This window comes from Streptomyces sp. G7(2002), assembly GCF_028870195.1.
Lineage (GTDB): Bacteria > Actinomycetota > Actinomycetes > Streptomycetales > Streptomycetaceae > Streptomyces > Streptomyces nigrescens.
In genome coordinates this window covers 2,080,238-2,106,822 of the sequence record NZ_CP102609.1, presented here as the reverse complement: position 1 = coordinate 2,106,822, position 26,585 = coordinate 2,080,238, and the positions used below count along the sequence as shown (strand labels likewise).

The window sequence follows — 26,585 nt, the reverse complement described above, 5'->3', positions numbered from 1 at the left end:
GGAGCAGCGGCATGACATCCACCTTTCCGGACATCTCCATCAGCACGGACCGGTTGGTGCTGCGCCCCTTCGAGGAGGCCGATGTGCCGTCCCTCGCCGCGATGATGAACGACGAGCTGGTCGCCGCCTGGACCGCGATACCGCAGCCGTACACCGAGGACGCCGCGCGCGTCTGGACCACCGAGAGCGCCCACGCCGAGCGGACCGCGGGCCACGGCATCGATTTCGCGGTCACCGAGTTCCTCACCCAGCGCCTGGTCGGCGTGGTCCAACTGCGCAACACCGACTGGCGGATCCGCTCCAGCGAGCTCAGCTATGTCGTCGCCTCCTGGGCCCGCGGTGAGGGATACGCCTCCGAGGCCTCGCTCGCCCTCGCCCACTGGCTCTTCCACGACCAGAAGTTCGAACGCATCGAGCTGCGCACCGCCGCCGGCAACACCGCCTCCCAGCAGGTGGCCCAGAAGATCGGCTGCATCAGCGAGGGCGTGCTGCGCAATGCCTTCATAGCCCGCAGCCGCACCGAGGACGGCGGCTGGACGGACATCCGGACCGATCTGATCGTGTGGAGCCTGCTGCCCGAGGACCTGGAGGGCATCCCCGGCCGGCTGGCGGACGCGAACGGATTCAGCTACCCCGAGTGGAACTGACCACGCCCGCACTCAGGTCCGTACCTCACGGGGTAGTCTCGGCCTGCCACGCACCTGCGTGACCAGCGCGGACCAGCGCACCACAGCGGCATCACACCGGCCCGCGGCCGCCAGTCCGCCGCCCCGCCCGCGTAACCACAGCAGCCCCAGGAGACTGACGAGCATGGCCGACCGGGTCACGGTGATCGGATGGGACGGCTCTCCGCTGACCGCCGCAGCCCGCTCCGCGCTCGGCGCGGCCACGCTGGTGGCCGGCGCCGCCCACCACCTCGCACTTCCCGAAGTCCCGCCGAACGCCGAGCGGATCCGGCTCGGCAGCGTGAGCCTGGCCGCCCGCCGGATCGCCCAGCACCGCGGCACCGCCGTCGTGCTCGCCGACGGCGACCCCGGCTTCTTCGGTGTCGTCCGCACCCTGCGGGCACCCGAGCACGGCCTGGAAGTGGAAGTGGTCCCGGCCGTCTCCTCCGTCGCGGCCGCCTTCGCACGGGCCGGTATGCCCTGGGACGACGCGCAGATCGTGGTCGCCCACAGCCGCGACCTGCGCCGCGCGGTGAACGTCTGCCGCGCCCACACCAAGGTCGCGGTGCTCACCTCGCCCGGCGCCGGTCCCGCCGAACTCGCCCTGCTGCTCGGCGGCGTCCACCGCACCTTCGTCATCTGCGAGGAACTGGGCACCGAGCGGGAGCAGGTGACAGTCCTCACATCCGACAAGGCCGCCGACCATGTCTGGCGTGACCCCAATGTCGTCATTGTCGTCGGCGGTTCGCCCGGCGGGGCCGCGGCCCAGGGGACCGGCTGGATCGCCGGTCACGACGTCGGCCACCCGACGGGCCCGCGCGGCTGGGGACTTCCGGCGAGCGCCTACGGCGGCGCCCTGGGCGAGGGCGAGTCCGTCCAGCTGCGCACCGCACAACTCGCCCGTCTCGGACCGCAGGTGGGCGACCTGGTCTGGGACATCGGCACGGGCAGCGGAGCCGCTTCGGTGGAGGCCGCACGCTTCGGCGCCGCCGTCATCGCGGTCGACGCCGACCCGGACGCCTGCGGACGCGCCGCCGCCCTCGCCCGCCGCCACGGTGTCCAACTCCAGGTCGTGCACGGCCGGGCGCCGCAGATCCTGGAGGACCTGCCCGAGCCCGACGTGATCCGGGTCGGCGGCGGGGGAGCGGACGTACTCACCGCCTGCGCGGCCCGCCGTCCCGAACGGATCGTCACCCACGCGGCCACCCGCGACGAGGCCGAATCGCTCGGCCGTGCGCTGGCCGACGGCGGCTATGAAGTCGAGTGCGCGCTGCTGCAGTCCGTGGACCTGGACACTTCCGTCTGGGTCGAACGTGAGCGGTCCGTGGTGTTTCTGCTCAGCGGGTATCGCGTTCCTCACCCGTGACCAGCACGGCAACCCGCGCGAGGTAGGCTGGCGGATCGTTGCGCCGCCGTTCCGCATTCGGCTTCGTACGCCAATATCCGGAAAATGCCGTGGTTTTGGCCGAATATGAAGCTCTGGAGAGCGGACGTGCCGCGAGGCGTGCTCGCTCGTTCTAGCTATCGGGGCGTCGGCGCGCCCCGGTCGAGCGCGTCGCACGAGCGGTTGGAAGGAGCACTACCAATGGGCGAGGGGTACGCATGACCGACACCGGCCAGGTCCCGGGCGAGGGACAGCCGGAGAACGCAGGCGGACATCCCGGGCAGCCGCAGCCGGCGGCCGCTCCCTCCCCTGCCGACGCCGGACCGACGGAGCTGCCGGGCATGGTCCCCCCGCCGGGCGAATACCCCTACCTCGACCAGGCCGACGGCACGGTCGAGGACGACGATCTGCTGCTGATGCCGGGCGCCCAGGGCGCCTGGAGCGAGCAGCCCGCGCCCCAGCCGCTCCCGCAGGAGACCCACCACGGTGCGGACCAGCAGCCCCAGCAGGGCGCACCGTTCGATGCGGCCGCCCAGGGAGCCACCGGCTTCGAGCCGATGCCCGCCCAGGCCGGTGACCACGAGAGCGGCGGCCGGGATTCCGGTTCCGTCGATCTCAGCGCCGTCCGCATTCCCCAGCCCGCGGCTCCCCAGCCGGACCGGGCCCGCGCGGCCGCGCCGTCCACGCCCCCGCGCCGCCCGCTGCACATGGGCCCGCCCGTCCCCGACGCGACCGGCGGCGTGGTCCGTTCGCTCGCCGACCGCGGCCCGGCCGAGGCCCCCGCGCGGCACGCCGGACCGCCCACGGGCGGCCCCGAGTACTTCGACACCCCGGCCGCGGCCACGCCGGACGAACAGCTGGTGACCGGCCCGCCGGCCGACGCCCAGACGGCCGCGGACGTGCCGTACGCCGAGCAGCCCCCCGGCGGGACGGCGGCGGCCGGACAGGCCTTCGCCGCCCCCTCGTACGGTGAGCAGCCCTACGGCGGGCAGTTGCACGCCGAGCAGACCTACGGCGCCGCCGGCCAGGGCCCGTTGCCCGGCCCGCAGCTCGGCGAGATCCCGTCGCAGGTGCCGTCGTGGCACGAGGCCTCCGCGCAGGCGACCGCGGCCCCCGTTGCAGAAACGGTCGCCCCCGAGGCACCCGCCGCATCCGCCGCGGCAGTGCCGCCCGCCCCCGCCGTACAGCCCGTCCCGCAGGACGCCGCGCTGCCCGTCGAACAGCCGACGCCGCTCCCGGCAGAGGAGACCGCGCAGGCCGGGGACGGCGCTCCCGTCGCCGACGCCGGTCAGGAGGCGCAGGCCGAGGCGCCGGCGTCGCCGCAGGACACTGCTCCGGACGCCGTGCCGGATGCGGCGCCGGATGCGGCAGCGCCCGCGGAGGATGGAACGGCCGTGGCGGACGCCGCCGTGCCGGACGCCGCCGTAGCCGACGTATCCGTGGTGGAGACCGCCGTGCCGGAGACCGTCGCCGCGGATGCCCCCGCTGCGGATGCTCCCGCTGCTCCTGGACAGGACGCCCCCGCGCAGGACACCACCGGCCAGGACGTTTCCGGCCAGGACATCGCCCCGGCCGCCCCGCAGCCCGAGGCGGCCGTCACCGACGAGGCTCCGCAGCAGCCCGTCGCCGACCAGGCCACGCCCGCCGAGCCCGAGGCGCAGGCAGCGGCGCAGCCCGCCGACACCCCGGCCCCGGCTCCCGCCCCCTCCGACGCGGTCGGCCCCACCGCGGAGCCCGTGGCGGAACAGCCGACGGCCGATGCCCCTGTCGATGCCCCCCAGGCCCCGCAGGACGAGCAGCCGGCCGAGCAGCCCGAGGCCGCCGCCCCGGCCCCCGCCGACGAGGCCCAGCCGGAGCCCACGACCGACGCCCCGGCCGACGCCGCCCCGGACCAGGCGCCGCTGGCCGAGGCCACCCCCGACCAGACCGCCCCGGCCGAGGCCACCGACGACGCCCCGGTCGTCGAGCCCACCGACGAGGCCCCGGTCTCCGAGCCCACCGCCCCGACACCCGTCACCGCTCCCCAGGGCCCCGTCGCCCTGCCCGTGACCGACGACGGCGCGCCCCAGGAGCAGACCGTCATAGAGCCGCCCGAGGCGCAGCAGCCGACCGCCGGACAGCCGCAGCCCGGCACCCCCGCGGACGCCACCGAGCAGCAGTCCGCCGAGGAGCCCGCCGAGGAGCCCGCCGAGCAGGCCGCCCCGGAGGCCGCGTCGCAGGACGCGGACGCCCCCGCGGAGCAGCAGCCCGCAGCGGCCGCCCCGGACGACGCACCCGCCGGTCCGGACGCCCCCGCAGCCGAGGCGACCCCCGGCGAGCCCGCTGAGGACGTCGCGCCCGCCGTCGCAGCCGAGCCCGACGCGGCCGCGCCCGACGCCCCCGCGGAGCCGCTCGCCGAAGCCCGGCCCGTCACCGTCCACATCCCGGCCCAGGCCTCCGGCGAGCAGACCCCCGTGGACGCCCCGGCCCCGCAGGCCGCGGCCCCCGCCGACGAGCAGCCCGCCCCCGAGAGCGAGCCCGCCGCCGACGCCGACGAAACGCCCCAGCAACAGGACGCCGCCACCCTCGTCCAGCTCGGCGAGGGCCAGGACGACGACCAGCCGCGGGCCGCCGACCAGCAGCAGCCCGTCCAGACGCCGGACGGCTCCGGCCCCGACGTGGCCGGCGGCCTGTTCCCGGCCGCCGGGTACGACGACTCCGAACGCGCCGCCGTCCACCGCGTGATCCGCGAACGCCGCGACATCCGCAACGGCTTCCGCAGCGACCCGATCCCCAACGACGTGCTGCTGCGCGTCCTGGAGGCGGCCCACACCGCGCCCAGCGTCGGCCACTCCCAGCCCTGGGACTTCGTGGTCATCCGCTCGGACGAGACCCGCGAGAAGATGCACCAGCTCGCGATGGCGCAGCGCGAGGCGTACGCCAAGTCGCTGCCCAAGGGGCGCGCCAAGCAGTTCCGTGAGCTGAAGATCGAGGCGATCCTCGAAACTCCGGTGAACATCGTCGTCACCGCCGACTCCACCCGCGGCGGCCGGCACACCCTCGGCCGGCACACCCAGCCGCAGATGGCCCCGTACTCCTCCGCGCTCGCGGTCGAGAACCTCTGGCTCGCCGCCCGCGCCGAGGGCCTGGGCGTCGGCTGGGTCAGCTTCTTCGACGAGCGGGAGATGGTCCGCGAACTGGGCCTGCCCGACCACCTCGAAGTCGTCGCCTACCTGTGCATCGGCTACGTCGACGAGTTCCCGGAGGAGCCCGAGCTGCTGCAGGCCGGCTGGTCCAAGCGCCGCCCGCTGTCCTGGGTCGTCCACGAGGAGACCTACGGCCGCCGCGCACTGCCCGGCGAGAGCCCGCACGACCTCCTCCAGGAGACCCTGCAGGGCATCCGCCCGCTGGACGCCAAGGCGCTCGGCGAGGCCTGGGAGCGGCAGAAGCGGATGACCAAGCCCGCCGGGGCGCTCGGCATGCTGGAGATCATCTCCGCCCAGCTGTCCGGACTGTCCCGCAAGTGCCCGCCGCCGATCCCGGAGCCGGCCGCCGTCGCGATCTTCGCCGGTGACCACGGTGTGCACGCCCAGGGCGTGACCCCCTGGCCCCAGGAGGTCACCGGCCAGATGGTCGCCAACTTCCTGGGCGGCGGCGCGGTCTGCAACGCCTTCGCCAACCAGGTCGGCGCCGAGGTCTGTGTCGTGGACGTCGGTGTGGCGAGCGATCTCCCTGCCACCCCGGGTCTGCTGCCGCGCAAGGTCCGCGCCGGCACCGCCGACTTCACGGCGGGCCCGGCGATGACCCAGGAGGACGTGCTCCAGGCGATCGAGGTCGGCATCGACACCGCCCGTGACCTCGTCGCGGCCGGCAACAAGGCGCTGCTCACGGGCGAGATGGGCATCGCCAACACCACCACCTCGGCCGCGCTGATCGCCGTCTACACCGGCGTCGACCCGGTCGAGGTCACCGGCCGCGGCACCGGCATCAACGACGAGACCCACGCCCGCAAGGTCGATGTGGTCCGCCGCGCCCTGGAGCTCCACCAGCCCGACCCGGCCGACCCCATCGGTGTCCTCACCGCGATCGGCGGCCTGGAGCACGCCGCCCTCGTCGGCCTGATCCTCGGCGGCGCCTCGCTGCGCACCCCGGTGATCCTCGACGGGGTGAGCGCCGGCGCCGCCGCCCTGGTGGCCCGCGCCATTGCCCCCGAGGCGCTGGCCGCCTGCATCGCCGGCCACCGCAGCGCCGAGCCCGGCCATGTCGCGGCCCTGAACAAGCTGGGCCTGCGCCCGCTCGTCGACCTCGATCTGCGCCTCGGCGAGGGCACCGGTGCCCTGCTCGCGCTCCCCGTGGTGCAGAGCGCCGCCCGCGCCATGCACGAGGTCGCCACCTTCGACTCCGCCGGAGTGACGGAGAAGACCTGATCAGGCCCTGACCTCCGCATGACCCCCGGCCCGCAGCCCCATAGGCTGTGGGCCGGGGCCGTACCGCCGCCCCGCGCCGTACCCCTGACCAGCCGCTCCAGAGCCGCAGCGGCTGAGCCGGTCGCCGAACCCGCACCATCCGCACAAGGAGCCGTACCGCCATGGCTGAGCACGTCGCCGAACACGCTGCCTACCCCGTCGGACTGCGGCTGTCCGGCCGCCGGGTGGTTGTCCTGGGCGCCGGGCAGGTCGCCCAGCGCCGGCTCCCCTCCCTCGTCGCCGCCGGCGCCGATGTCCTGCTGATCTCCCCGTCCGCCACCCCGTCCGTCGAGGCGATGGCCGACGCCGGCGAGGTCCGCTGGGAGCGCCGCCGCTACCAGGACGGCGACCTCGACGGTGCCTGGTACGCGCTGATCTCCACCGACGACCCGGCGGCCAACGCCGCCGCGTCCCAGGAGGCCGAGGACCGCCGGGTGTGGTGCGTACGCTCCGACGACGCCGAGGCGGCCACCGCCTGGACCCCGGCCACCGGCCGCAGCGAGGGCGTCACCGTCGCCGTGCTCACCGGACGCGACCCGCGCCGCTCCGCCGCCGTACGCGACGCGATCGTCGAGGGCCTGCGGGACGGCAGCATCTCCGCCCCGCACCACCGCCGCCCGCACACCCCGGGCGTGGCCCTGGTCGGCGGCGGCCCCGGCGACCCCGACCTGATCACCGTCCGCGGCCGCCGGCTGCTCGCCGAGGCCGACGTGGTCATCGCCGACCGCCTCGGCCCCCGCGACCTCCTCGCCGAACTCCCGCCGCATGTCGAGGTCATCGACGCCGCGAAGATCCCCTACGGCCGCTTCATGGCCCAGGAGGCCATCAACAACGCGCTGATCGAGCACGCCAAGGCCGGCAAGGCCGTGGTCCGGCTCAAGGGCGGCGACCCGTTCGTCTTCGGCCGCGGCATGGAGGAGGCCCAGGCGCTCGCCGAGGCCGGGATCCCCTGCACGGTCGTCCCCGGCATCTCCAGCACCATCTCGGTGCCCGGCGCCGCCGGCATCCCCGTCACCCACCGCGGTGTCGCCCACGAGTTCACCGTCGTCAGCGGCCATGTCGCCCCCGACGACGAGCGCTCGCTGGTGGACTGGCCCGCGCTCGCCAAGCTGCGCGGCACCCTCGTCATCCTGATGGGCGTGGAGAACAGCGGCGCCATCGCCGCCAAGCTCGTCGAGCACGGCCGCGCCGCCGACACCCCCGCCGCCGTCATCCAGGAAGGCACCACCGCGGCCCAGCGCCGCGTCGACGCCACCCTCGCGACGCTCGGCGAGACGGTCCGGGCCGAGGGGGTGCGGCCCCCGGCGGTCATCGTCATCGGCGAGGTCGTCGCCGTGGCCCCTACCCCCAGGTAACCGATCCCCCGACGCGGCATTGGCACCCCGACACCGACAAGGCACTATCTCCCCGTGGCAGAAATCATCACCGTCGATGACCCGGACGACCCTCGGCTGGCCGACTACACCGGCCTGACCGACGTCGAGCTGCGGCGCCGGCGCGAGCCCGCGGAAGGGCTCTTCATCGCCGAGGGCGAGAAGGTCATCCGGCGCGCCCGGCACGCCGGTTACGCGATGCGCTCCATGCTGCTCTCGGCCAAGTGGGTCGACGTCATGCGCGATGTCATCGACGAGGTCCCGGCACCGGTCTACGCCGTCACCCCGGCCCTCGCCGAGCGGGTGACGGGCTACCACGTGCACCGCGGCGCGCTGGCCTCCATGCAGCGCAAGCCGCTGCCGGACGCCACCGAACTCCTCGCCGGCACCCGGCGCATCGTCGTCATGGAAGCGGTCAACGACCACACCAACATCGGCGCGATCTTCCGCAGCGCGGCGGCCCTGGGCATGGACGCGGTGCTGCTCTCCCCGGACTGCGCCGATCCGCTCTACCGCCGCTCGGTGAAGGTCTCCATGGGCGCGGTGTTCTCCGTGCCGTACGCCCGCCTGGAGAGCTGGCCCCGGGATCTGGCCGCCGTACGGGAAGCGGGCTTCAAGCTGCTCGCCCTCACCCCGGCCGAGAAGGCCACCGCCATCGACGAGGCCGCCCCGCACACCCTGGAGCGCGCCGCGCTGATGCTGGGCGCCGAGGGCGACGGCCTGAGCACCGGCGCCCTGCGGGCGGCCGACGAATGGGTCCGCATCCCGATGGCCCACGGCGTGGACTCCCTCAACGTCGGCGCGGCCGCCGCGGTCGCCTTCTACGCGGTGGCAACAGGCCGACCGGCATAGCCTGGTTGGCGCCTCTGGCCTGGTTGGGCGCCTCCCGCCTGGCTGGTGCTGGTGCCTTCGGCCTGGCCGGGTGCCTGTCGCCTTGCCGGTGCTCCCGCTCGTCCGGCGCCTCCCGTCGGCCAATACCTGCCCGGCGGGAAACCACCCTGACCGGCCGGCCCTCCCGGCGAGAATGCCCCTCCGCTCAGCCAGTCCTCCCCAGCGGGAATACCGCCCCGCCCCCGCCACGTTGAGGCCCCGAAGGGGGCCTCCGCATCCCCTAGGGGTTCTGTTCCCCCGCACCGTAGGGCCCGCCCACCCCCGCGGACAGGACCGCCGTCCCCGGCCGTTCCGCCCCGAGTCCGCGGGCCGGCCCCTGGCATCCCTGGGCGGCCGCGATACCGAGTGCCACCAGCAGCGTCACCACCACGAACACGATGACGCGCTGGCGCAGCAGCCGACGGTCGGGACCCGGCCGTCGGCCGCCCGATGTCGTACGCACCGGGGTACGCGAACCGTTTCGCCCCGTGGGCCGCCCGGCCGGGACACGCCGACCGTTCCGTCCGCCGGTCCGCGGGTTCTTGCCCGCGGCCGACGCCGGACCGCCCGGCCGGGCGGCCGCGTCCCGCGGAACCGGGGGACGGGAGGGGTGCGGACGCGGCGAGGAGCTGCCCGCCGTGCGGCGCTCGGTGCGCTGCCGCGCGTACTCCTCGGCCCGCTGTCCGGTCGGCCGCTCCGCGGACCGGCGCTCCACGCGCTCCCAACCGGGCCCGGCCCCGGACCCGTTCTCCAGCGGCCCGCCCGACAGACCGTGCGCCTCACGGGCCGCGATCTCCTTGAGCCGCAGCGACAGCGACAGGGTGCTGGGGCGGTCCGCCGGGTCCTTGGCCAGACACGAGGCGAGCAGCGGCGCCAGGGCGTCCGGCACCCCGGCGAGCTGCGCCTCCTCATGGACCACGCGGTAGAGCATGACCTCCGAACTCCCCTGACCGAAGGGGGAGTCCGCGGTGCAGGCGTACGCGAGGGTGGCGCCCAGCGCGAAGATGTCCGTCGCCGGTGTCACCGCGGCCCCGCGCACCTGCTCCGGCGCCAGAAAGCCCGGCGAGCCGACGGCCGTACCGACATGGGTCAGCGTGCTGGCGCCGGTCGCCCAGGCGATACCGAAGTCGATGATCCGCGGGCCCTTGGGCGACAGCAGAATGTTGGACGGTTTCAGATCGCGGTGCACCACGCCCGCGTCATGGACGGCCAGCAGTCCCTCGGACAGCGCGGCGCCGATGGAGGCGACCTGCGCCGGGGACAGCGGCCCCTCCTCGTTGACCTTGTCGTGCAGCGAGGGCCCGGGGACGTACTGCGTGGCGAACCAGGGGCGGTCGGCGTCGAGATCGGCCGCGACCAGCCGGGCCGTACAGCCGCCGCGGATCCGCCGGGCGGCGGAGACCTCACGGGCGAACCGCGAGCGGAATTCCTGATCCTCCGCCAGGTCCGGCCGGATCACCTTGAGCGCCACCCGCTGCCCGCGCTTGTCCGAGCCGAGGTAGACCACGCCCATCCCGCCCGCGCCGAGCCGGCGGTGCAGCCGGAACGTCCCGACGACACGCGGGTCCTCGCGTCGGAGCCGCATCATCGCCATGTCCGTCCCCTACCTGCGGTGGGGAGCCCCCTCCGCTGCCAACCGTCTGACGTGGCACAGCTTACGGATTGACGGCTCGCTGTGCTGAGAGGCCGCGCATGCGTCGGCCGGTGGATTGACCGTGGCACGTGCGATTCCCGGAGCACGGGAGCGCCTGCTCCGGCCGTGCGGTCCGCCCTCCCGCGTGAGATCCCAATGATCCGCTGCGGAAAGGGGATTGACATGATGTAGCGGGATCGGGCCGGGTTGGTCGCGGAAGCGGGGGATACGGCCGAGGCACGGGAAGGGGCGGAGGGCCCGGCGCGCTGCGGGGGCGGGGCCGCCGTGCGCGGGGGAGCGGACGGAGTGAGCGAGGTCACCCTCAGGAGTGCCCGGCGCGGTGCGTTCGACGGTCCCCCTCCGGGAGGCCCCCAGGTCCTGGACGTGTCTCTCCACCCAGAGGAGTACACGGGGCGCGGTTCCCTCATCCTCTTGGAGGCCGACCAATCGATACGACGGCATGACGCCTGCCGCCGCCCGCGTGCCTAGGGTTGTCTTCAAGCGGCGGGCGGTGCACTCGTCCCCCGAGGTCAGACGCCCGCCGCCCCAGAAGATGACGGGAGCGGGACGATGGCGCGGTTCTCCGGGCGGACGGCCCTTCGGGCACAGGGGCGCCGAGTCGCCGCCGTGCTCGCGGGCCAGCAGTCCTCCGGTACCCGCCACCCCCTCGTCGCGGTGGCCATGGTGCTGCCGCTGGCGATCGTTCTCGCCGTGGTCTTCGGCGGCTGGGAAGCCGTGATGACACAGGCGTCGTCCGTGGTCGGAATGCTGGGGCGCTGAGCAGCGCCCCAGGCCCGGGAGAGCGGCCCGGGACGGGGGACCTCCGGCTGAAACCCCGTGGGGACGGGGGGTGCGGCGGACGGCACGACGGCCGGGCATCTGGGGAGATGCCCGGCCTTCGAGCGTTCCGGACCACCGCCCCGGCCCGGTCAGCCCGCAGCGCGCGTACGATCCCGGACCGGGTCGCCCATGGCCCGCACCACCACCCACGGCGCATCCGGCCCGCGCGGGATTCGGGGGAACGATGACGACCGCACTGCTCGTCCGCCTGGCCGCCCTGGCCGCGACGGCGGCTCGGGGAGACGCACCGGCCCCCTCCTCCGAGGTGCTCGCCGACCGCCCCGACGGCACGGTCGTCCGCAGCGGCCGTACGGTCGCCAAGGCGCACGCCCCCGACGCCGACCCCCGCGAGCTCACCGCCCGGCTGCGCATCGCCGCTCACCCCCTCCTGCACGGCATCCTGCTGCCCCCGCTCCCCCTCACCGCCCCCGACGGCTTTCTCACCCTTGCCGAGGAGGGCCGGGCGCTCACCCGCTGGCCCTACGGCAGCCCGGTCCCGCCCGACGATCCCGACGCCGCCCCCTGGGAGGATGCCGCCCGGCTGCTGGCCCGTCTGCACTGCGTCGACCTGCGTCAACTGCCCGGCTCCGTGCCGCCGATGCGCGGCCCCGCCAAGGCTGCCCGCGCCCTGGCCCGTCTGCGGACCGCGCAGGCCTCAGCCGCCGGCCCGCCGCCCGGTTCCCGCGCACCCCGGACCGCTGCCGGCGCGCTGTCCGCGGCCGCCGCTGCCGTCGAGCGGGCCTGGGCCCTGCTGCCCCCGTGGGCCCGGGACGAGGCCCCGCCGCCGGGCGCCGGCACTCTCTGCCACGGCGATCTGCACCTGGGCCAGCTGGTCCGCCACCCCGCCGGCGACGGCCCCTGGCTCCTCATCGACATCGACGACCTGGGCCGGGGCGACGGCGCCTGGGACCTGGCCCGCCCCGCCGCCTGGTTCGCCACCGGCCTGCTGGCGCCGGACATCTGGACGCGCTTCCTGGCCGCCTACCGCACGGCCGGCGGCCCTGCCGTGGGGCCGGACGGTGATCCCTGGCCGGACCTGGAGATTCCGGCCCGCGCGCTCACCGTGCAGACCGCCGCGCTCGCCGTCGCCAAGGCCACCGCCGCCGCGCGTCCCCTGGACGAGGCCGAGACCGCGGTCGTCGATGCCTGTGCCCGGATGACGTCCCCGCCGCAGCAGTTGGCGTCCGCCGGTCCGGACGTAGGCTGAACGCCCCGCTGCCGGGAGGCCGTTCCGGCGGCGCCACCGTGAGCAGCAGTGGATGACGGGAGTTGAGCGACGATGCAATGCCCCAAGTGCCATGCACCGATGCATACGTACCACCGCAATGGTGTCCAGATCGAGCAGTGCGCCGGCTGCCGGGGGATATTCCTGGACTACGGGGAGCTGGAGGCGCTGGCCCGTCTCGAGTCCCAGTGGTCCCAGCAGGCCCCGCCGCCGCCCGCCCCGCAGGCTTACCCGGCAGCCCCCGCCTGGGGCGCCCCGCATCAGGGCCACCACGGCCACCATGGGCATCACGGCCATCACCGCAGCTTCGGCCATATGCTCTTCTCCTCCTGAAATACGACCGAGGGCCGGAGCGAAATGCTCCGGCCCTCGGGATCAGGTGTGGACGATACTGGGATTGAACCAGTGACCTCTTCCGTGTCAGGGAAGCGCTCTCCCGCTGAGCTAATCGTCCGCGGGACCACGGATCTCGAAGATCCGCAGCTGCGTGCGCGATACTGGGATTGAACCAGTGACCTCTTCCGTGTCAGGGAAGCGCTCTCCCGCTGAGCTAATCGCGCGGGACGGACACCCCGTTTCCGGGGATCCAGTGGACGATACTGGGATTGAACCAGTGACCTCTTCCGTGTCAGGGAAGCGCTCTCCCGCTGAGCTAATCGTCCTTGGAGGTGGAGACGGGATTTGAACCCGTGTAGACGGCTTTGCAGGCCGTTGCCTCGCCTCTCGGCCACTCCACCAGGAGTGAGGGGGTTCGGGAAGATCCCCCACATCGAGCGGACGACGAGACTCGAACTCGCGACATCCACCTTGGCAAGGTGGTGCTCTACCAACTGAGCTACGTCCGCAATGTCTCTCCCAGACTACGTCCGGGAGCTACCTGTCCTCCGGGGCGCTTGGCGCGTCCCGGCGACGTGTTGAACTCTAGCGGATTCCGGGGCCAGTACAAAAACGCGTTTGTGCAGCGTGCTGCGGTGCGAGCTCGGCGCAGGCGGCGTGCGGGCCGCCGCCATAGACTCGCTGACGTGCACGACTTCGCTCCGATGGCACGCTTCGGCGGCCTGATAGCCACTGACCTGCGGGATGTGACCAGCGATCCCGCGGCCCTGGACTCCACGGGCTGGTGGGCGGTCGCCGCCGACTTCGAGGGCACCGTGGTCTGTGCCCGCTTCGGCGACGTCCGTCCGGCCACCGCGGCGGACCGGCCGGCCCCCGACGGCTGGCGCGGCCCCGCGCCCGACGACTGGACCAGCTCGCTGGACCGTGACGCCTATACCGGCGGCGTACGGCGCGTCCGTGAACACATAGCGGCCGGCGACGTCTATCAAGTGAATCTCTGCCGGGTGCTGACCGCGCCGCTGCCCGACCCCGGCCGCGCCGATGTCGACGCGCTGTCGGCGGTGCTGGCCCGCGGCAACCCGGCGCCCCACGCGGGCACGATCCGGCTGCCCGGCCACGGCGTCGAGATCGCCAGCGCCTCCCCGGAGCTGTATCTGCGGCGCGACGACCGCACCGTCGCCTCCGGCCCCATCAAGGGCACCGGCCGCACCGCGGCGGACCTCTCGGCCAAGGACCGGGCGGAGAACGTGATGATCGTGGACCTGGTCCGCAACGATCTCGGCCGGGTCTGCGCCACCGGAACCGTCACCGTCCCGGCACTGTGCGCCGTCGAAGAGCACCCCGGCCTGGTCCACCTCGTCTCCACGGTGCGCGGTGAGCTGGCTGAGGCGAACGAGAAGACCGCCTGGGCGGATCTTCTGGACGCGACGTTCCCGCCCGGGTCGGTCACCGGCGCCCCCAAGTCGAGTGCGCTGCGGATCATCGAGGAGCTGGAGACCGCACCCCGCGGCCCGTACTGCGGGGGCATCGGCTGGGTCGACGCGGACCGCCGCACCGGTGAGCTCGCGGTCGGCATCCGGACGTTCTGGATCGACCGCACCCCGCCCGGTGGTCCGGTGCTGCGCTTCGGCGCCGGCGCGGGGATCATCTGGGACTCCGATCCCGAGCGGGAGTGGGCCGAGACCGAGTTGAAGGCGCGCAGGCTGCTGGCGGTAGCGTCGGGCCTGCACGAGGCGAGTGGAGGAAAGCGATGAAGATCTGGCTCAACGGGGGACTGCAGGACGCCGAGAGCGCCCGGGTCTCGGTCTTCGACCACGGGCTGACGGTCGGCGACGGGGTCTTCGAGACCATCAAGGCCGAGCACGGCCGCGCCTTCGCCCTCACCCGGCATCTGGAGCGCCTGACCACCTCCGCCCGCGGGCTCGGCCTGCCCGATCCCGATCTCGACGAGGTACGGCGCGGCTGTGAGGCCGTCATGGCGGCCAACCCGATGGCCCTCGGGCGGCTGCGCCTCACCTACACCGGCGGTGTCTCGCCGCTCGGCTCGGACCGCGGCGACGCCGGCCCCACCCTGGTCATCGCCCTCTCCGAGACCCGGCGCCGCCCCGACACCACCGCCGCCGTCACCGTTCCGTGGACCCGCAACGAACGCGGCGCGCTCGCCGGCCTGAAGACCACCTCGTACGGCGAGAACGTCGTCGCCCTGGCCCGCGCGCGTGAACGGGGCGCTTCCGAGGCGCTGTTCGCCAACACCGTCGGCGCGCTCTGCGAGGGCACCGGCTCCAATGTCTTCGTCGTCCTGGACGGCGAACTGCACACGCCGCCCCTGCACTCCGGCTGCCTGGCCGGCATCACCCGCGCCCTGACCGTCGCCTGGGCCGGCGCCAAGGAGACCGATCTGCCGCTGGACGCCCTGGAGCGGGCCGAGGAGATCTTCCTGACCTCCACGCTGCGCGACGTCCAGGCCGTGAACGTGATCGACGGCCGCCAACTCGCCGACGGTCCGGGCCCGGTGACCGCCGAAGCCATGCGGATCTTCGACGAGCACTCCGCCGCCGACTTCGATCCGCGGTGATGACGGGCCCGCGCACGGGCGAGTAGAAAGTCCTCGTGACCACAACGCTGCGCCCCGCGGGACCGGAAGAACGACACGACGACGGGCACCGCGCCCGTCCGTACGACGTCTGTGTCAACAGCCGCCGGGTCGGCGGGATAAGGCTGACGACGGACGCCCGGTTCGGCCCGACGGCCGGCCGGATCGCGGAGCTGACCATCGACGAGCCGGACCGGCACCGGGGCCGCGCCACGGTCGCCGCGCTCGCCGCCGAGGAAGTGCTGCGCGGCTGGGGCTGCCGGCAGATCGAGCTGACCGTCCCGGCCGGCGCCGAGGCCGCCGGGCGGCTCGCGGCGGCGCTGGGGTACACCGAGCGCAGCCGCATGATGAGCAAGCCCCTCACCGCTCCGCCCCCGCTGCCCGAGGGCAGCAGCGACCGCGCGCTGAGCGAGGCGGAGTACCCGGCCTGGCGGGACGCCGCGCTCGCCGAGCATGTCCGTACGCAGACCGGCCAGGGCATGTCCCGGGCACGCGCCGAGGAGGCCGCGGCCGCCGGCCACCGCGCCCTGCTCCCGGAGGGCGCGGAGACGCCCGACCAGGCGCTGCGCGTGCTGGCCCACGGCGGCGCGGACGTCGGCAGCATCTGGGTCGCCCTGCGGATGCCGGACCAGCCCGGCGGCTATGTCGTCGATGTGCGGGTGGCGCCCGGACACCGCGGGCACGGCCACGGCCGGACCCTGATGCTGGTCGCCGAGCGCGAGAGCCTCACCGCGGGCCGTACCAGCCTCGGCCTGAACGTCTACGCGGGCAACGCTCCGGCGCTCGGCCTCTACGCCTCGCTGGGCTACCGGCCCACCGGGTACCTGCTGTGGAAGCCGATCCTCTGAGCGGGCCCGCGCAACGCCGGTGAGGCCGCGGGCTCCTCAGCCCTGTCCGGCCAGCAGCCGGTCGGCGATCTCCTCGATACGGGCACGCAGCCCTTCCTGGCTCTTGCCGCCGTCCAGCCGCTCTCCGCCGATCACATACGTCGGGGTCCCGGTCACCCCGATGGCCTTGCCCTCGGCCTGGTCCGCGTCGACGATCAGCAGATGCCGCCCGTCGATCAGCGCGGTGTCCAGTTCCTCGGAATCCATCCCCAGCTCGCCGGCGACCTCCAGCAGCAGCTTGTCCCCGCGCTTGCCGAGCTCCTCGGTCCGCGCCAGCACCGCCTCGATGTACGGCCAGCCCTGTCCCTGCTCGATGGCCTCCTCGGCGGCCTGCGCGGCGACATAGGCGTGCGGGTGCTTCGGCAGGGGGAAGTGGCGCAGCCGGATGTCCAGCCGGTCGCCGTAACGCTCCCGCAGCGCCCGCAGGTCCCCCAGGGCGGTATGGCAGTCCGGGCACTGCAGTTCGCACCACACGTCCAGAACGGGGCGGACGGGACGGGCGGGGGAGGAGGTGGCGTCGTTCATGGGAACCAGTCTTCCAGCCCCCGGCCCGGTGCCCGAACCGGGACCTGCGGAGGAGGGCAACCCCGAGATGTCCCTGAGGCCGTGCCGGAACATGGCCCACGCGGGCCGGGACAAGGCAGGATGGAAGGGAGCAGACTGCCTGCTCACCCATCCATCGGCAGGAGGACCGGATGCTGACCTCGACCGTCTGTGCCGCGGTGTCGGCAGCGGGCCTGGGCATCGCCGCGATCACGGCATACCGCAAGCGGTTCCTGGCCGCGACCCGCATCGCCGCTTTTTCCCTGATCCCCATAGGCCTGGTGATGACGGGCGTCATCGACTGGGTCACCGGCATCGTTTTCAAGCCCACGGTCTGGGCCGGCTTCGGCGTGCTCGCCCTCTCGGTCGTGCTGTTCATGACCACCAGGGCGGTGGAGCGCCGCCGTGGCGGGATCGGCAGCCGTAAGGAGCGCAAGGCCGCGGCGGCCGACCGGACCGACGCGGTGGCCCCGGCCGCCTCCGTCCCCTCCCTCGGCGCGGGCCGGACCGCGGCGCAGCCGGCCGCCAAGGGGAAGGCCGCACAGGGCAAGGGCGGTGCACCCAAGGATGACTTCTCGGACATCGAAGCGATCCTGAAAAAGCACGGGATCTGATGAACTACCGCTGCTGAGGCGCCTATCGGGCGTACTCAGACGATCATCTGCGTCATGATGCGCGCGAGATGAACGATGAGTGCGCCCTCGCCCAAGACGACGCCCCGTCCCCCGAACCACGCGGTTGTCTGTTCGCGCTGTCCCAGCCGCCGCTGATGCTCTTCCTCGCCGTCATCGGCTTTCTGCTCCTTCTCGGTGCGGTGCACGACCTCTTCCTCCTGTGAGGCCGGCAACCGCGCCGCCGCTCAGCCCGCGGCCTCCCGCCGCCGTGCCCGGTAGGCGGCGACATGCAGCCGGTTTCCGCAGGTGCGGCTGTCGCAGTAGCGGCGGGAGCGGTTGCGGGAGAGGTCGACGAAGGCATGCCGGCAGTCCGGTGCCTCGCAGTGCCGCAGCCGCTCGCGCTCCCCGGCGACGACGAGGAAGGCCAGCGCCATCCCGCCGTCCGCGGCCAGATGATGGGCGACCGACGCGCCCGGCGCGAAGTAGTGGACATGCCAGTCGTACCCGTCGTGGTCGGTCAGCTGCGGAGTGGTGCCGGCCGAGGCGACCAGCGCGTTCAGCTGTTCGGCCGCGGTGCGGTCGTCGTCGGCCGCGAAGACCCGCGCGAACCGCGCGCGGACGGACCGTACGGCGGCCAGGTCGCCCGCACCGAGCGCGCCCACGTCACTGACGTCGTTGCGCTGGACGAACTCTTCGAGGGCCGCGAGATCGGTCAGGCTGTCCGGCGCTCCGGGCCCTTCGCCCTCCGGGGCGGTGTTCAGCAGATCGACGACCGCGTCCAGCGCGCACCGGGTGTCATGGGTGATGATCACGGTTCCGCTCCCTGGCAGGGTGGGGCCGGACGGGTACCGCCCCCGGTGGTTGCCGAATGGTGGCCGACTTTAGCGCCTCGAACAAGCTTCAGCGCCGACTCCGCGGTGGGTCCGCGGCGACGACGCCGAAGTGTGCCGTGTGAACTTGTCGGTCCTGCGCCGTCTCCCCGAGTCGGACGGGCGCAAGTGTGAGCGGGTGGGTGCTTTCGGTAACCGGTCTGCGTCTCAGCTCTCCGCGAGGATGTGGGAGAGCTCGGTGTCGAGATCGAAATGCCGGTGCTCCGTACCGGGCGGTACGGCGGCATCGGTCCTTTTGAGGAACGACTCGAGAGCCCGCGCGGGCGCCTCGAGCAGGGCTTCGCCTTCCGGTGAGCTCAGGGCGATGCAGACAACGCCCTGTCCGTGGCTCCGGGACGGCCATACGCGGACGTCTCCGGTGCCCGTGGGCCGGTGCAGGCCCTCGGCGAGGAGGTCGCGGGCGAAAACCCACTCGACGGTCTCCTCGGCTCCGGTATGGAAGGTGGCATGCACGGCATAGGGATCGGCCGTGTCATACCGCAGGCCCGCGGGTACAGGCAGTGAGGACTCGCTCGACACAACGAGGCGCAGGTGCAGCTCGCAGCTGACCGTGGTGTTCATAAGCGCCAGGGCCTTTCGCTCAGTGTGCGCTCGGGGATTCGCACGTCGGCGAAATCGACATGCCACCTACGGTGCCGTTGTAAACCCCTCTGACGGTTTTGTGTGGCTTCAGGTACCTCTTCCGGCGGATTGCGAGATCGTCCTCGGCGGTAATTCCGGTGAACGGTCCCGTCCGGTAAGTTGGTGAGTATGAATACGCAGAGTAACGGGGGGCTGGGAACGGTGGAGGGGGACGCCGCTCCGGCCGAGAAGCCGCTCGGTTCGAGGGCGCCGCACTTCATCAAGCGCTCCCGGCCGCTCCATGTGAGCTGGCAGGTCGGAGTCTTCGTCGTCGGCCTCGCGGTCGTGGTGGCCGGCGTGATCATGCTGCCGCTGCCGGGGCCGGGCTGGCTGGTGATCTTCGGCGGTATGGCGATCTGGGCGACGGAGTTCGTCTGGGCACAGCTGGTGCTGCGCTGGACCAAGCACAAGGTCACCGAAGCGGCCCAGAAGGCGCTCGACCCCAAGGTGCGGCGACGCAACATCATCCTGACCACCATCGGCGTGGTGATCATTGCGGCGGCGCTCGCGGTCTACGTCTGGAAGTTCGGCCTCGCGATGCCGTGGAACGTCTCCGAGTGACCGGGACGTGGTCAGAAGTGCCCGCCGACGTGCGGTAATGTTGGCGGTGCGCCCGGGCGATTAGCTCAGTGGGAGAGCGCTTCGTTCACACCGAAGAGGTCACTGGTTCGAACCCAGTATCGCCCACCCCGGACGAGGGCCCGGAGACATCAAGTCTCCGGGCCCTCGCAGTTGTTGGGCGGGCCCCTCGGCAGGGGGCGCACACTGGGATCATGCCCGACTGGTCACGCCGACTGCACCGCTACCGCTTCCGCAGCGTGTGGCTGCTCCACGCCTCGCCGACCGTCGTCTACGCCGTCCTCGAACGCGCCGAGGCCTATCCGCAGTGGTGGCCGCAGGTCCGCGAGGTGACCCCGCTCGACGACCGCAGCGGCACCGCCCGGTTCCGCTCCCTGCTGCCGTACGACCTCGTGGTGGTGGCGACCGAGCGCGTACGGGACCCGGGTGCGGGGGTGCTGGAGATGGCGATGCGCGGGGACCTGGCGGGCTGGGCGCGCTGGACGGTGGTGCCCGGCGCCGGCGGCACCCGTGCCGTCTTCGAGCAGGACGTCGAGGTCTGCAAGCCGCTGCTGCGGCGGTTCGCGCTGCTGGGGCGCCCGCTGTTCCTCGCGAACCATGCGCTGATGATGCGGGCCGGGCGGCGCGGTCTTGCCGCCTGGCTGGCCCGCGGATGAGGGGCGCCGGCCACCCGGACGCGGCGGCACGGGGCCGCCGCGGAACAGGAATTTGATGGAAGCCCCGGGCGGCCTGTATTGTTCTGCTCGTTCGCGAGGGAAACCTCGCCGACACCCGGGCGATTAGCTCAGTGGGAGAGCGCTTCGTTCACACCGAAGAGGTCACTGGTTCGAACCCAGTATCGCCCACCGGGATCAAGGACCGGGCTGCCAAAAGGCGGCCCGGTCCTTTTTGTTGGAAGAGCGCCGCGCGGGAATTCCGCCCGGCGCCTTTGTCTCCGTACGGAATTGCTGAGGGGGGATCAGGCGGCCGCCGGGAGTTCGGGACGCAGCGGCCAGTGCGGATCGACGACCTCGGGGTTGCCGCTGCGGGCGAACCACGCCTGCAGTCCACGGGCCTGGGCCGCGTACCAGACGGCCTGGCGGGTGTGCAGCTCCGCCGGGTGCAGCCCCTCCAGGCGGTCGGCGAAACGGTGCCCCAGGGCCCGGACGACATGCAGTGCGGCGAGCGCGTCGGCGGCCGCCTCATGGGCGTCGGACAGCTCGACCTCGTAGTGCGCACACAGATCGGTGAGCGTGCGGCGGCCCTTGCGGTAGCGGTCCAGGTGCTTGTCGAGGACGTGGGGGTCCAGGACGCGCAGCGGGTGGCCCCCCAGGTAGGTGGTCAGCGAGCTGGCGCGATGCCGCTTCAACTCGCGCTCCAGAAGGGTGAGATCGAACGGGGCGTTCATCACGACCAGCGGGCGGCCGGCCACCGACTGGGCGGCCAGGGCGCGCGCGACCTCCTCCAGCACCGGCGCCGGCCAGCGGCCGTGCAGCGCGAGATGGTCGGCCGTCAGGCCGTGCACCGCCGTCGCGGCATCGGGTATCTCGACGCCCGGGTTGATCAGCCAGCGGGTGATCCGGGGCGCGGAGCGCGGTGTCTCCTGGACCACCAGGGCCGCGGAGACGATGCGATCGCGCTCGACGTCGATCCCGGTGGTCTCGGTGTCGAAGGCGGCAAGCGGACCGTCATACCAGCACGGCATCATCCCAACTCCTCGCGCTCGTACGGGGGATGACATGCACGTCACCCGAGCTGGTGATACCCGAGCCGCCGGGTGCTCGAACCGTCTTTGTTTGCGGACCACTTGACGCGGAGACAACCAGAGGGACGGGCCGACGCGATCCGCCTTCTCCCCGTCATCCACTCTCATCGATCGGCACAGCCCGGAAGGCCACTCCGCGATGACGCTCGCGCAGCCCGAACCGGGCGGGCTGCTGCCTCAGCGGACCACCCCGCAGCGCGGCGGACTCGCCACCACTGCCTGTATGGAGACCCTCCAGGTCGGCTACCTCCATGCGGTCGCCGCCGCCTCCGGATGCTCGCTGGCGCAGCCCTTCCCGGACAACGGAATCGACTGGCACGTCAGCCATGGCGCGCCCGGCCACACCGTCGACGACGAGGTCACCATCAAGGTGCAGCTCAAGTGCACCTACCAGACCGCCCCGCGCCCTCCGGGGCCGACGTTCGCCTTCACGCTCGACAACGACCACCTGGTGAAGCTGGCCCGTACACCCGTGACGGTCCACAAGATCCTGGTCGTGATGCTGGCCCCACGGACCCAGGAGGACTGGCTACGGGCCTCCCACGACCGTCTCGAACTGCGGCACTGCTGCTACTGGATCAACCTGGCCGGCCATCCGGTGACCGGCCGGCGCAGGACCACTGTGCGGATCCCCACCGCGCGGATCTTCGACGACCGAGCGCTCTGCGAGATCATGACGCGGGTCGGGGCGGGAGGGAGACCCTGATGTACCGGCCGACCGACGATTATGACGCGCGGCTGCTGGATCCCGCGCAGTTCGACCCGGCGGTGCTCAGCGCGCTGCTGGCCCGGCACGGCTGGCGGCGCAGGGGCGGGGCCGCGGGCCATTACGCCCGGTGGACACCGCCCGGCGGAGCGGGCGGCACCAGTCTGCTGATACCGCACGACCGCCGCTTCCCCGACAGCGGGGAGCTGCTCGCGGAGGCGCTGGCGGCGCTGGCGCGGAGCGCGGTGCCCTCCGCGCGTGAGGTGCTGATGGGGCTGGCGGTGCCGAGCGACGAGGTGCGCTGGGAACGGGAGGTCCCCGACGGCGGCTCGGGGGCCACGCACTGGGTGGCGCAGGAACAGCTGCGCGGGGCGGCCCGCTCGATGCTGCTCGCCGGGGCACTGGGGACGTACGGCCGGGCCGGCTACTACGGCGCCCGGCACAAACGGCAGGCCGAGGGCTTCATGAGCCAGGTGCTGGTCGGCCCGGCGGCGGCCGGGCGCCGGCTGACCGCGTTCGTGCCGGTGCGCGGCGGCCGCCGGGCGGTCGCCGGGCTGCAGCAGGCGCTGCACGCGGCCCGCGACGCCACCGACTACCAGCGGGCCACTGGCGGGATGGAGGCCTTCGACGCGGCCGTCGAGCTGGGGGTCTGCCATGAGCTGGCCCAGGCGCTGATCGCGCTGGTGCGGGATGCGGAGGGAGCGCGGATCGCGGTCGAGTGGTCGCCGGCGGCCGGTGCCCCGGCCGGCTGCCCGGCCCGTCCCGAGCCGGTGGAGTTCTCGCCCGGCGATCTGCCCGCGCTGCAGCAGGCGGCCCAGCGCTATGTCCGCGACGAGCCCTCGCTGCCGGTCCGGGTGACCGGAGCGGTGGTACGGCTGCGCAGGGAGCGGCCGGGCGGCCCCGGCACGGTACGGCTGCGGGTGATCACCGGAGCCGATGTGCTGCAGGTACGGGTCGCGCTGGGGGAGGAGGACTACCGGATCGCCGGGCATGCGCACCTGGTGGGACTGCCGATCCGGGTGAGCGGGCGGCTGGAGAGCCGCGGCGGGTTCCGCCGGATCACCGGCGGCCGCGATGTCGCGCCCGTACAGGTCGACGAGGCGGAGCGGGACCGGCTGCTGAAGTCGCTCCAGGAGAATCTCGACTTCTTCGAGGAGGCGTGCGGCGCGGAGGAATGACGGCCCGCGAGCCGGGGGTGGTGAAACCGTTTCGCGGTCGGGTCCGCCGGCTCGGTACGATTCGGCTGCGCAGCAATCGCTGACGCGAAAGAGACATGAGTCAGGAGAGACCGGTGTCAGACGTCCGTGTGACCGTCCAACGCGATTCCGAGCGGGAAGAACGCGTGGTGACCACGGGCACTACGGCTGCCGACCTCTTCCAGGGCGAGCGCAGTGTCGTCGCCGCGCGGGTGGCCGGGGAGCTGAAGGACCTGGCGTACGAGGTCGCCGACGGTGACGCGGTCGAGCCCGTCGAGATCAGCTCCGAGGACGGTCTGAACATCCTGCGGCACTCCGCCGCGCATGTGATGGCGCAGGCCGTGCAGGAGCTGTTCCCGGAGGCGAAGCTCGGCATCGGCCCGCCCATCAAGGACGGCTTCTACTACGACTTCGACGTCGAGACCCCGTTCCACCCGGACGATCTCAAGCGCATCGAGAAGAAGATGCAGGAGATCCAGAAGCGCGGGCAGAAGTTCGCGCGCCGTGCGGTCAGCGATGACGCCGCCCGCGAGGAGCTGGCCGACGAGCCGTACAAGCTGGAGCTGATCGGGCTCAAGGGCTCCGCCGCGGACGCCGCCGAGGGTGCCTCCGCCGAGGTCGGCGCCGGCGAGCTGACCATCTACGACAACCTCGACGCCAAGACCGGCGAGCTGTGCTGGAAGGACCTGTGCCGCGGTCCGCACCTGCCCAGCACCCGCGCGATCCCGGCGTTCAAGCTGATGCGCTCGGCCGCCGCGTACTGGCGCGGCAGTGAGAAGAACAAGCAGCTGCAGCGGATCTACGGCACCGCCTGGCCGACCAAGGACGAGCTCAAGGCGCATCTGGAGTTCCTCGTCGAGGCGGAGAAGCGCGACCACCGCAAGCTGGGCGCGGAGCTGGACCTGTTCTCCTTCCCGGAGGAGCTGGGCCCGGGTCTCGCCGTCTTCCATCCCAAGGGTGGCGTCGTCCGCAAGGTGATGGAGGACTACTCCCGCCAGCGGCACGAGGTCTCCGGCTACGAGTTCGTGAACACCCCGCACCTCTCGAAGGAGCGCCTCTTCGAGATCTCCGGGCATCTGCCGCACTACGGCGAGTCGATGTTCCCGGCCATCGAGTTCGACGAGCAGAACTACCGCCTCAAGGCGATGAACTGCCCGATGCACAACCTGATCTTCAAGTCGCGCGGCCGCTCCTACCGTGAACTGCCGCTGCGTCTCTTCGAGTTCGGCACGGTCTACCGCTACGAGAAGTCCGGTGTCGTCCACGGCCTGACCCGTTCGCGCGGCTTCACCCAGGACGACTCGCACATCTACTGCACCAAGGAGCAGATGCCGCAGGAGCTCGACACGCTCCTGACCTTCGTGCTCGACCTGCTGCGCGACTACGGCCTGAACGAATTCGAGCTGGAGCTGTCCACCCGCGACGAGTCCGACAAGTTCATCGGCTCGGACGAGGACTGGGAGGAGGCCACCGAGGCGCTGCGCCAGGCGGCCGAGAAGCAGGGCCTGCCCTTGGTCCCCGACCCGGGCGGCGCCGCCTACTACGGTCCGAAGATCTCCGTGCAGGCCAGGGACGCGATTGGCCGGTCCTGGCAGATGTCGACCCTCCAGGTCGACTTCAACCAGCCGAAGCGGTTCGGTCTGGAGTACACGGCGGCCGACGGCTCCAAGCAGCAGCCGGTCATGCTGCACCGCGCGCTGTTCGGCTCGATCGAGCGGTTCTTCGGCGTGCTGCTGGAGCACTACGCGGGCGCGTTCCCGGCCTGGCTGGCGCCGGTCCAGGCGACCTGCATCCCGATCGGCGACGCGCATGTCCCCTACCTCCAGGAGTTCGCCGCCGAGGCGAAGACCAAGGGGCTGCGGATCGAGGTGGACTCCTCGTCGGACCGGATGCAGAAGAAGATCAGGAACGCCCAGAAGAGCAAGGTGCCGTTCATGATCATCGCCGGTGACGAGGATGTCGCCCATGGCGCGGTGTCCTTCCGCTACCGCGACGGGTCGCAGAAGAACGGCATTCCGCGCGATGAGGCGATCGCCGAGATCCTCGATGTCGTGGAGCGTCGCGCCGAGGTGTGAGGGCGATGACGTGAGCACGAGGCCCCGGAGAGCGACCGGCTCTCCGGGGCCTCGTCATCGCTCGCCCTCCGTCCGGAAGCGGCGCGTCAGGTAGGAGGAGAAGGAGCCCACCACCGCTCCCACCAGGGCCACCCCGACGAACATCAGCCCCGCTGCGATCACCCGGCCGCGCGCGGTGACGGGGGTGGCGTCGCCGTACCCCGTCGTCGTCAGCGTTGAGCAGGCCCACCAGACCGCGTCGCCGAAGGTGTGGATGTTCGCGTGCGGGGCGGACCGCTCGTCGTGGTAGACCGCCAGACTGGCGGCGTAACCCAGCAGCAGCGCGGCGAGGCCGGAGTACGTCATCACCCGCGCCTCCAGGCCGAGCCCGGGCACGGCCCTGCGCAGCTGCATCCGCTCGTGCAGATCGATCATGCGTAGCGGTCGCAGCAGCGGCAGCACGGTCACGACCAGATCCAGCCAGCGGGTGCGCACGAAGTGCCACCGGTCATGGCTGAAGGCCAGCCGTGCCAGGTATTCCGCCACGAAGACCGTCCAGCTCACGATCGTGACGGTCTCCCAGAAGACGTACCAGCTGGGGGAGAGGCCGGGGTCCAGGACCCGGATCGTGTAGGAGGTGAGAAAGAGGATCGAGGCGATGAAGAGATAGGGCTGGGCGCGCCTCTCCCACTCCTGCAGCCGTACGTCCCTGTCCACCGGCACAGCATCGCGGAGCGGGCCAGGGTATCCGCCCCAACGACACGGTGCCAACGGGCGAAGCCATATGCTGGCCCGTATGACAAGCGAGCCGGAGCAGCAGATCGGAGTCGGGACGCAGGACGCCTTCCAGCGCCTGTGGACGCCCCACCGGATGGCCTACATCCAGGGGGAGAACAAGCCGACCGGCCCGGGGGCCGACGACGGCTGTCCGTTCTGCACCATCCCCGAGAAGTCGGACGAGGACGGCCTCGTCATCGCGCGCGGTGAGCATGTCTACGCGGTGCTGAACCTGTACCCGTACAACGGCGGGCACCTGATGATCGTCCCGTTCCGGCATGTCGCCGACTACCCGGAGCTGGACGGCCCGGAGACCGCGGAGCTGGCGGAGTTCACCAAGCGGGCGATGACCGCACTGCGCACCGCCTCCGGGGCGCACGGCTTCAACATCGGGATGAACCAGGGCACCGTCGCCGGGGCCGGGATCGCGGCCCATCTCCACCAGCACGTCGTCCCGCGCTGGGGCGGCGACACCAACTTCATGCCAGTGGTCGGCCACACCAAGGTGCTGCCCCAACTCCTCGCCGACACCCGGGCGATGCTCGCGCACGCCTGGCCCGCGTAGGGCTCCTCCGGGCTTCTCCGGGTGGGTGTCCGAGGCGACACGCAC

General features: G+C 72.7%; 25 protein-coding genes and 7 tRNA genes. 21 read left to right on the top strand and 11 right to left on the bottom strand.

All coding sequences use genetic code 11. The features are described from left to right. Window positions 1-11: 11 nt before the first annotated feature. From NUT86_RS08350 to NUT86_RS08330, 5 genes are all read left to right on the top strand, one after another. A complete protein-coding gene (locus tag NUT86_RS08350) occupies window positions 12-647 on the top strand; it encodes a GNAT family N-acetyltransferase (RefSeq protein ID WP_274734490.1) in 636 nt (211 codons plus the stop codon). Between the two features lie 163 nt (window positions 648-810). Beyond that, window positions 811-2,031 carry a precorrin-6y C5,15-methyltransferase (decarboxylating) subunit CbiE gene (gene cbiE, locus NUT86_RS08345; protein WP_109888550.1) on the top strand — a complete coding sequence of 407 codons (1,221 nt, stop codon included), beginning with the start codon at window positions 811-813 and terminating at the stop codon, window positions 2,029-2,031. A gap of 236 nt (window positions 2,032-2,267) precedes the next feature. Further along, entirely contained in the window at window positions 2,268-6,455 is a 4,188-nt protein-coding gene (gene cobT, locus NUT86_RS08340; RefSeq protein ID WP_274734488.1) for a nicotinate-nucleotide--dimethylbenzimidazole phosphoribosyltransferase, read from the top strand. A 161-nt stretch (window positions 6,456-6,616) separates the two neighbouring features. After that, window positions 6,617-7,849: a uroporphyrinogen-III C-methyltransferase gene (gene cobA, locus NUT86_RS08335; protein ID WP_148592812.1), complete on the top strand. Its 1,233-nt coding sequence runs from the start codon at window positions 6,617-6,619 to the stop codon at window positions 7,847-7,849. 54 nt (window positions 7,850-7,903) lie between these two features. Next, entirely contained in the window at window positions 7,904-8,719 is an 816-nt protein-coding gene (locus tag NUT86_RS08330; RefSeq protein ID WP_109888543.1) for a TrmH family RNA methyltransferase, read from the top strand. Between the two features lie 259 nt (window positions 8,720-8,978). On the opposite strand, the gene NUT86_RS08325 is transcribed toward NUT86_RS08330, so the two are convergent. Then, on the bottom strand, window positions 8,979-10,331 hold the full coding sequence (locus tag NUT86_RS08325) for a serine/threonine-protein kinase (RefSeq protein WP_274734486.1): 1,353 nt from the start codon (window positions 10,329-10,331) through the stop codon (window positions 8,979-8,981). Between the two features lie 609 nt (window positions 10,332-10,940). Here NUT86_RS08325 and NUT86_RS08320 point away from each other — a divergent pair. The 3 genes from NUT86_RS08320 (at window position 10,941) to NUT86_RS08310 (ending at window position 12,768) form a co-directional block, all read left to right on the top strand. After that, window positions 10,941-11,150: a hypothetical protein gene (locus NUT86_RS08320; RefSeq protein WP_018087666.1), complete on the top strand. Its 210-nt coding sequence runs from the start codon at window positions 10,941-10,943 to the stop codon at window positions 11,148-11,150. Window positions 11,151-11,394: 244 nt separating this feature from the next. Continuing rightward, window positions 11,395-12,417, top strand: a complete 1,023-nt coding sequence (locus tag NUT86_RS08315; RefSeq protein WP_159489779.1) for a phosphotransferase family protein — start codon at window positions 11,395-11,397, stop codon at window positions 12,415-12,417. Between the two features lie 72 nt (window positions 12,418-12,489). After that, a complete protein-coding gene (locus NUT86_RS08310; protein ID WP_078518485.1) occupies window positions 12,490-12,768 on the top strand; it encodes a TFIIB-type zinc ribbon-containing protein in 279 nt (92 codons plus the stop codon). 49 nt (window positions 12,769-12,817) lie between these two features. Here the strand turns inward: NUT86_RS08310 and NUT86_RS08305 are convergent. The 5 genes from NUT86_RS08305 to NUT86_RS08285 form a co-directional block, all read right to left on the bottom strand. Then, window positions 12,818-12,889, bottom strand: a tRNA-Val gene (locus NUT86_RS08305). 34 nt (window positions 12,890-12,923) lie between these two features. Further along, a tRNA-Val gene (locus NUT86_RS08300) sits at window positions 12,924-12,995 on the bottom strand. Window positions 12,996-13,025: 30 nt separating this feature from the next. Then, window positions 13,026-13,097: transfer RNA gene (locus tag NUT86_RS08295), tRNA-Val, on the bottom strand. Window position 13,098: 1 nt separating this feature from the next. Continuing rightward, a tRNA-Cys gene (locus tag NUT86_RS08290) sits at window positions 13,099-13,172 on the bottom strand. A gap of 35 nt (window positions 13,173-13,207) precedes the next feature. Beyond that, window positions 13,208-13,280: transfer RNA gene (locus tag NUT86_RS08285), tRNA-Gly, on the bottom strand. Between the two features lie 177 nt (window positions 13,281-13,457). Between NUT86_RS08285 and NUT86_RS08280 the strand changes: the two genes are divergently transcribed. The 3 genes from NUT86_RS08280 to NUT86_RS08270 are packed head-to-tail and all read left to right on the top strand — an operon-like array spanning window position 13,458 to window position 16,212. Next, window positions 13,458-14,525, top strand: coding sequence for a chorismate-binding protein (locus NUT86_RS08280; protein WP_141725695.1), 1,068 nt, complete (start codon window positions 13,458-13,460; stop codon window positions 14,523-14,525). Continuing rightward, window positions 14,522-15,346, top strand: coding sequence for an aminotransferase class IV (locus tag NUT86_RS08275; protein ID WP_018087663.1), 825 nt, complete (start codon window positions 14,522-14,524; stop codon window positions 15,344-15,346). Before NUT86_RS08280 ends, NUT86_RS08275 begins: the two co-directional genes overlap by 4 nt. Before the next feature lie 35 nt (window positions 15,347-15,381). Then, entirely contained in the window at window positions 15,382-16,212 is an 831-nt protein-coding gene (locus NUT86_RS08270) for a GNAT family N-acetyltransferase (RefSeq protein ID WP_266448067.1), read from the top strand. A 36-nt stretch (window positions 16,213-16,248) separates the two neighbouring features. On the opposite strand, the gene NUT86_RS08265 is transcribed toward NUT86_RS08270, so the two are convergent. Continuing rightward, entirely contained in the window at window positions 16,249-16,776 is a 528-nt protein-coding gene (locus tag NUT86_RS08265) for a DsbA family protein (protein ID WP_274734478.1), read from the bottom strand. A gap of 170 nt (window positions 16,777-16,946) precedes the next feature. Here NUT86_RS08265 and NUT86_RS08260 point away from each other — a divergent pair, with 170 nt between their 5' ends. After that, window positions 16,947-17,408 carry a hypothetical protein gene (locus tag NUT86_RS08260; protein WP_093647683.1) on the top strand — a complete coding sequence of 154 codons (462 nt, stop codon included), beginning with the start codon at window positions 16,947-16,949 and terminating at the stop codon, window positions 17,406-17,408. 68 nt (window positions 17,409-17,476) lie between these two features. Then, window positions 17,477-17,632, top strand: a complete 156-nt coding sequence (locus tag NUT86_RS08255; RefSeq protein ID WP_018087659.1) for a hypothetical protein — start codon at window positions 17,477-17,479, stop codon at window positions 17,630-17,632. 21 nt (window positions 17,633-17,653) lie between these two features. Here the strand turns inward: NUT86_RS08255 and NUT86_RS08250 are convergent, their stop codons facing one another. Both NUT86_RS08250 and NUT86_RS08245 read right to left on the bottom strand, forming a co-directional pair. After that, complete coding sequence (locus tag NUT86_RS08250; protein WP_018087658.1) at window positions 17,654-18,220, bottom strand: CGNR zinc finger domain-containing protein; 567 nt, start codon at window positions 18,218-18,220, stop codon at window positions 17,654-17,656. A 225-nt stretch (window positions 18,221-18,445) separates the two neighbouring features. Beyond that, window positions 18,446-18,859 (bottom strand): SsgA family sporulation/cell division regulator, encoded by a 414-nt coding sequence (locus tag NUT86_RS08245; protein ID WP_003959770.1) that lies wholly within the window; start codon window positions 18,857-18,859, stop codon window positions 18,446-18,448. A gap of 189 nt (window positions 18,860-19,048) precedes the next feature. Here NUT86_RS08245 and NUT86_RS08240 point away from each other — a divergent pair, with 189 nt between their 5' ends. From NUT86_RS08240 to NUT86_RS08225, 4 genes are all read left to right on the top strand, one after another. Then, window positions 19,049-19,480, top strand: a complete 432-nt coding sequence (locus NUT86_RS08240; RefSeq protein ID WP_026169286.1) for a TIGR02611 family protein — start codon at window positions 19,049-19,051, stop codon at window positions 19,478-19,480. A gap of 54 nt (window positions 19,481-19,534) precedes the next feature. Beyond that, window positions 19,535-19,606 (top strand) — tRNA-Val (locus NUT86_RS08235). Window positions 19,607-19,692: 86 nt separating this feature from the next. Next, window positions 19,693-20,154, top strand: a complete 462-nt coding sequence (locus NUT86_RS08230) for an SRPBCC family protein (RefSeq protein WP_274734424.1) — start codon at window positions 19,693-19,695, stop codon at window positions 20,152-20,154. Window positions 20,155-20,271: 117 nt separating this feature from the next. Beyond that, a tRNA-Val gene (locus NUT86_RS08225) sits at window positions 20,272-20,343 on the top strand. A 113-nt stretch (window positions 20,344-20,456) separates the two neighbouring features. Here the strand turns inward: NUT86_RS08225 and NUT86_RS08220 are convergent. Next, complete coding sequence (locus NUT86_RS08220) at window positions 20,457-21,182, bottom strand: exonuclease domain-containing protein (protein WP_093647991.1); 726 nt, start codon at window positions 21,180-21,182, stop codon at window positions 20,457-20,459. 199 nt (window positions 21,183-21,381) lie between these two features. On the opposite strand from NUT86_RS08220, the gene NUT86_RS08215 reads away from it, so the two are divergent. The 3 genes from NUT86_RS08215 (at window position 21,382) to thrS (ending at window position 25,219) form a co-directional block, all read left to right on the top strand. After that, entirely contained in the window at window positions 21,382-21,948 is a 567-nt protein-coding gene (locus NUT86_RS08215) for a DUF4365 domain-containing protein (RefSeq protein WP_018087654.1), read from the top strand. Beyond that, window positions 21,948-23,126: a hypothetical protein gene (locus NUT86_RS08210; RefSeq protein ID WP_274734421.1), complete on the top strand. Its 1,179-nt coding sequence runs from the start codon at window positions 21,948-21,950 to the stop codon at window positions 23,124-23,126. Before NUT86_RS08215 ends, NUT86_RS08210 begins: the two co-directional genes overlap by 1 nt. Window positions 23,127-23,239: 113 nt before the next feature. Beyond that, window positions 23,240-25,219 carry a threonine--tRNA ligase gene (gene thrS / locus NUT86_RS08205; RefSeq protein WP_159489771.1) on the top strand — a complete coding sequence of 660 codons (1,980 nt, stop codon included), beginning with the start codon at window positions 23,240-23,242 and terminating at the stop codon, window positions 25,217-25,219. A 54-nt stretch (window positions 25,220-25,273) separates the two neighbouring features. Here the strand turns inward: thrS and NUT86_RS08200 are convergent, their stop codons facing one another. After that, a complete protein-coding gene (locus NUT86_RS08200; protein ID WP_159489769.1) occupies window positions 25,274-25,921 on the bottom strand; it encodes a potassium channel family protein in 648 nt (215 codons plus the stop codon). A 61-nt stretch (window positions 25,922-25,982) separates the two neighbouring features. Here NUT86_RS08200 and NUT86_RS08195 point away from each other — a divergent pair, with 61 nt between their 5' ends. Next, window positions 25,983-26,540: an HIT family protein gene (locus tag NUT86_RS08195; protein ID WP_274734418.1), complete on the top strand. Its 558-nt coding sequence runs from the start codon at window positions 25,983-25,985 to the stop codon at window positions 26,538-26,540. Window positions 26,541-26,585: the final 45 nt, after the last annotated feature.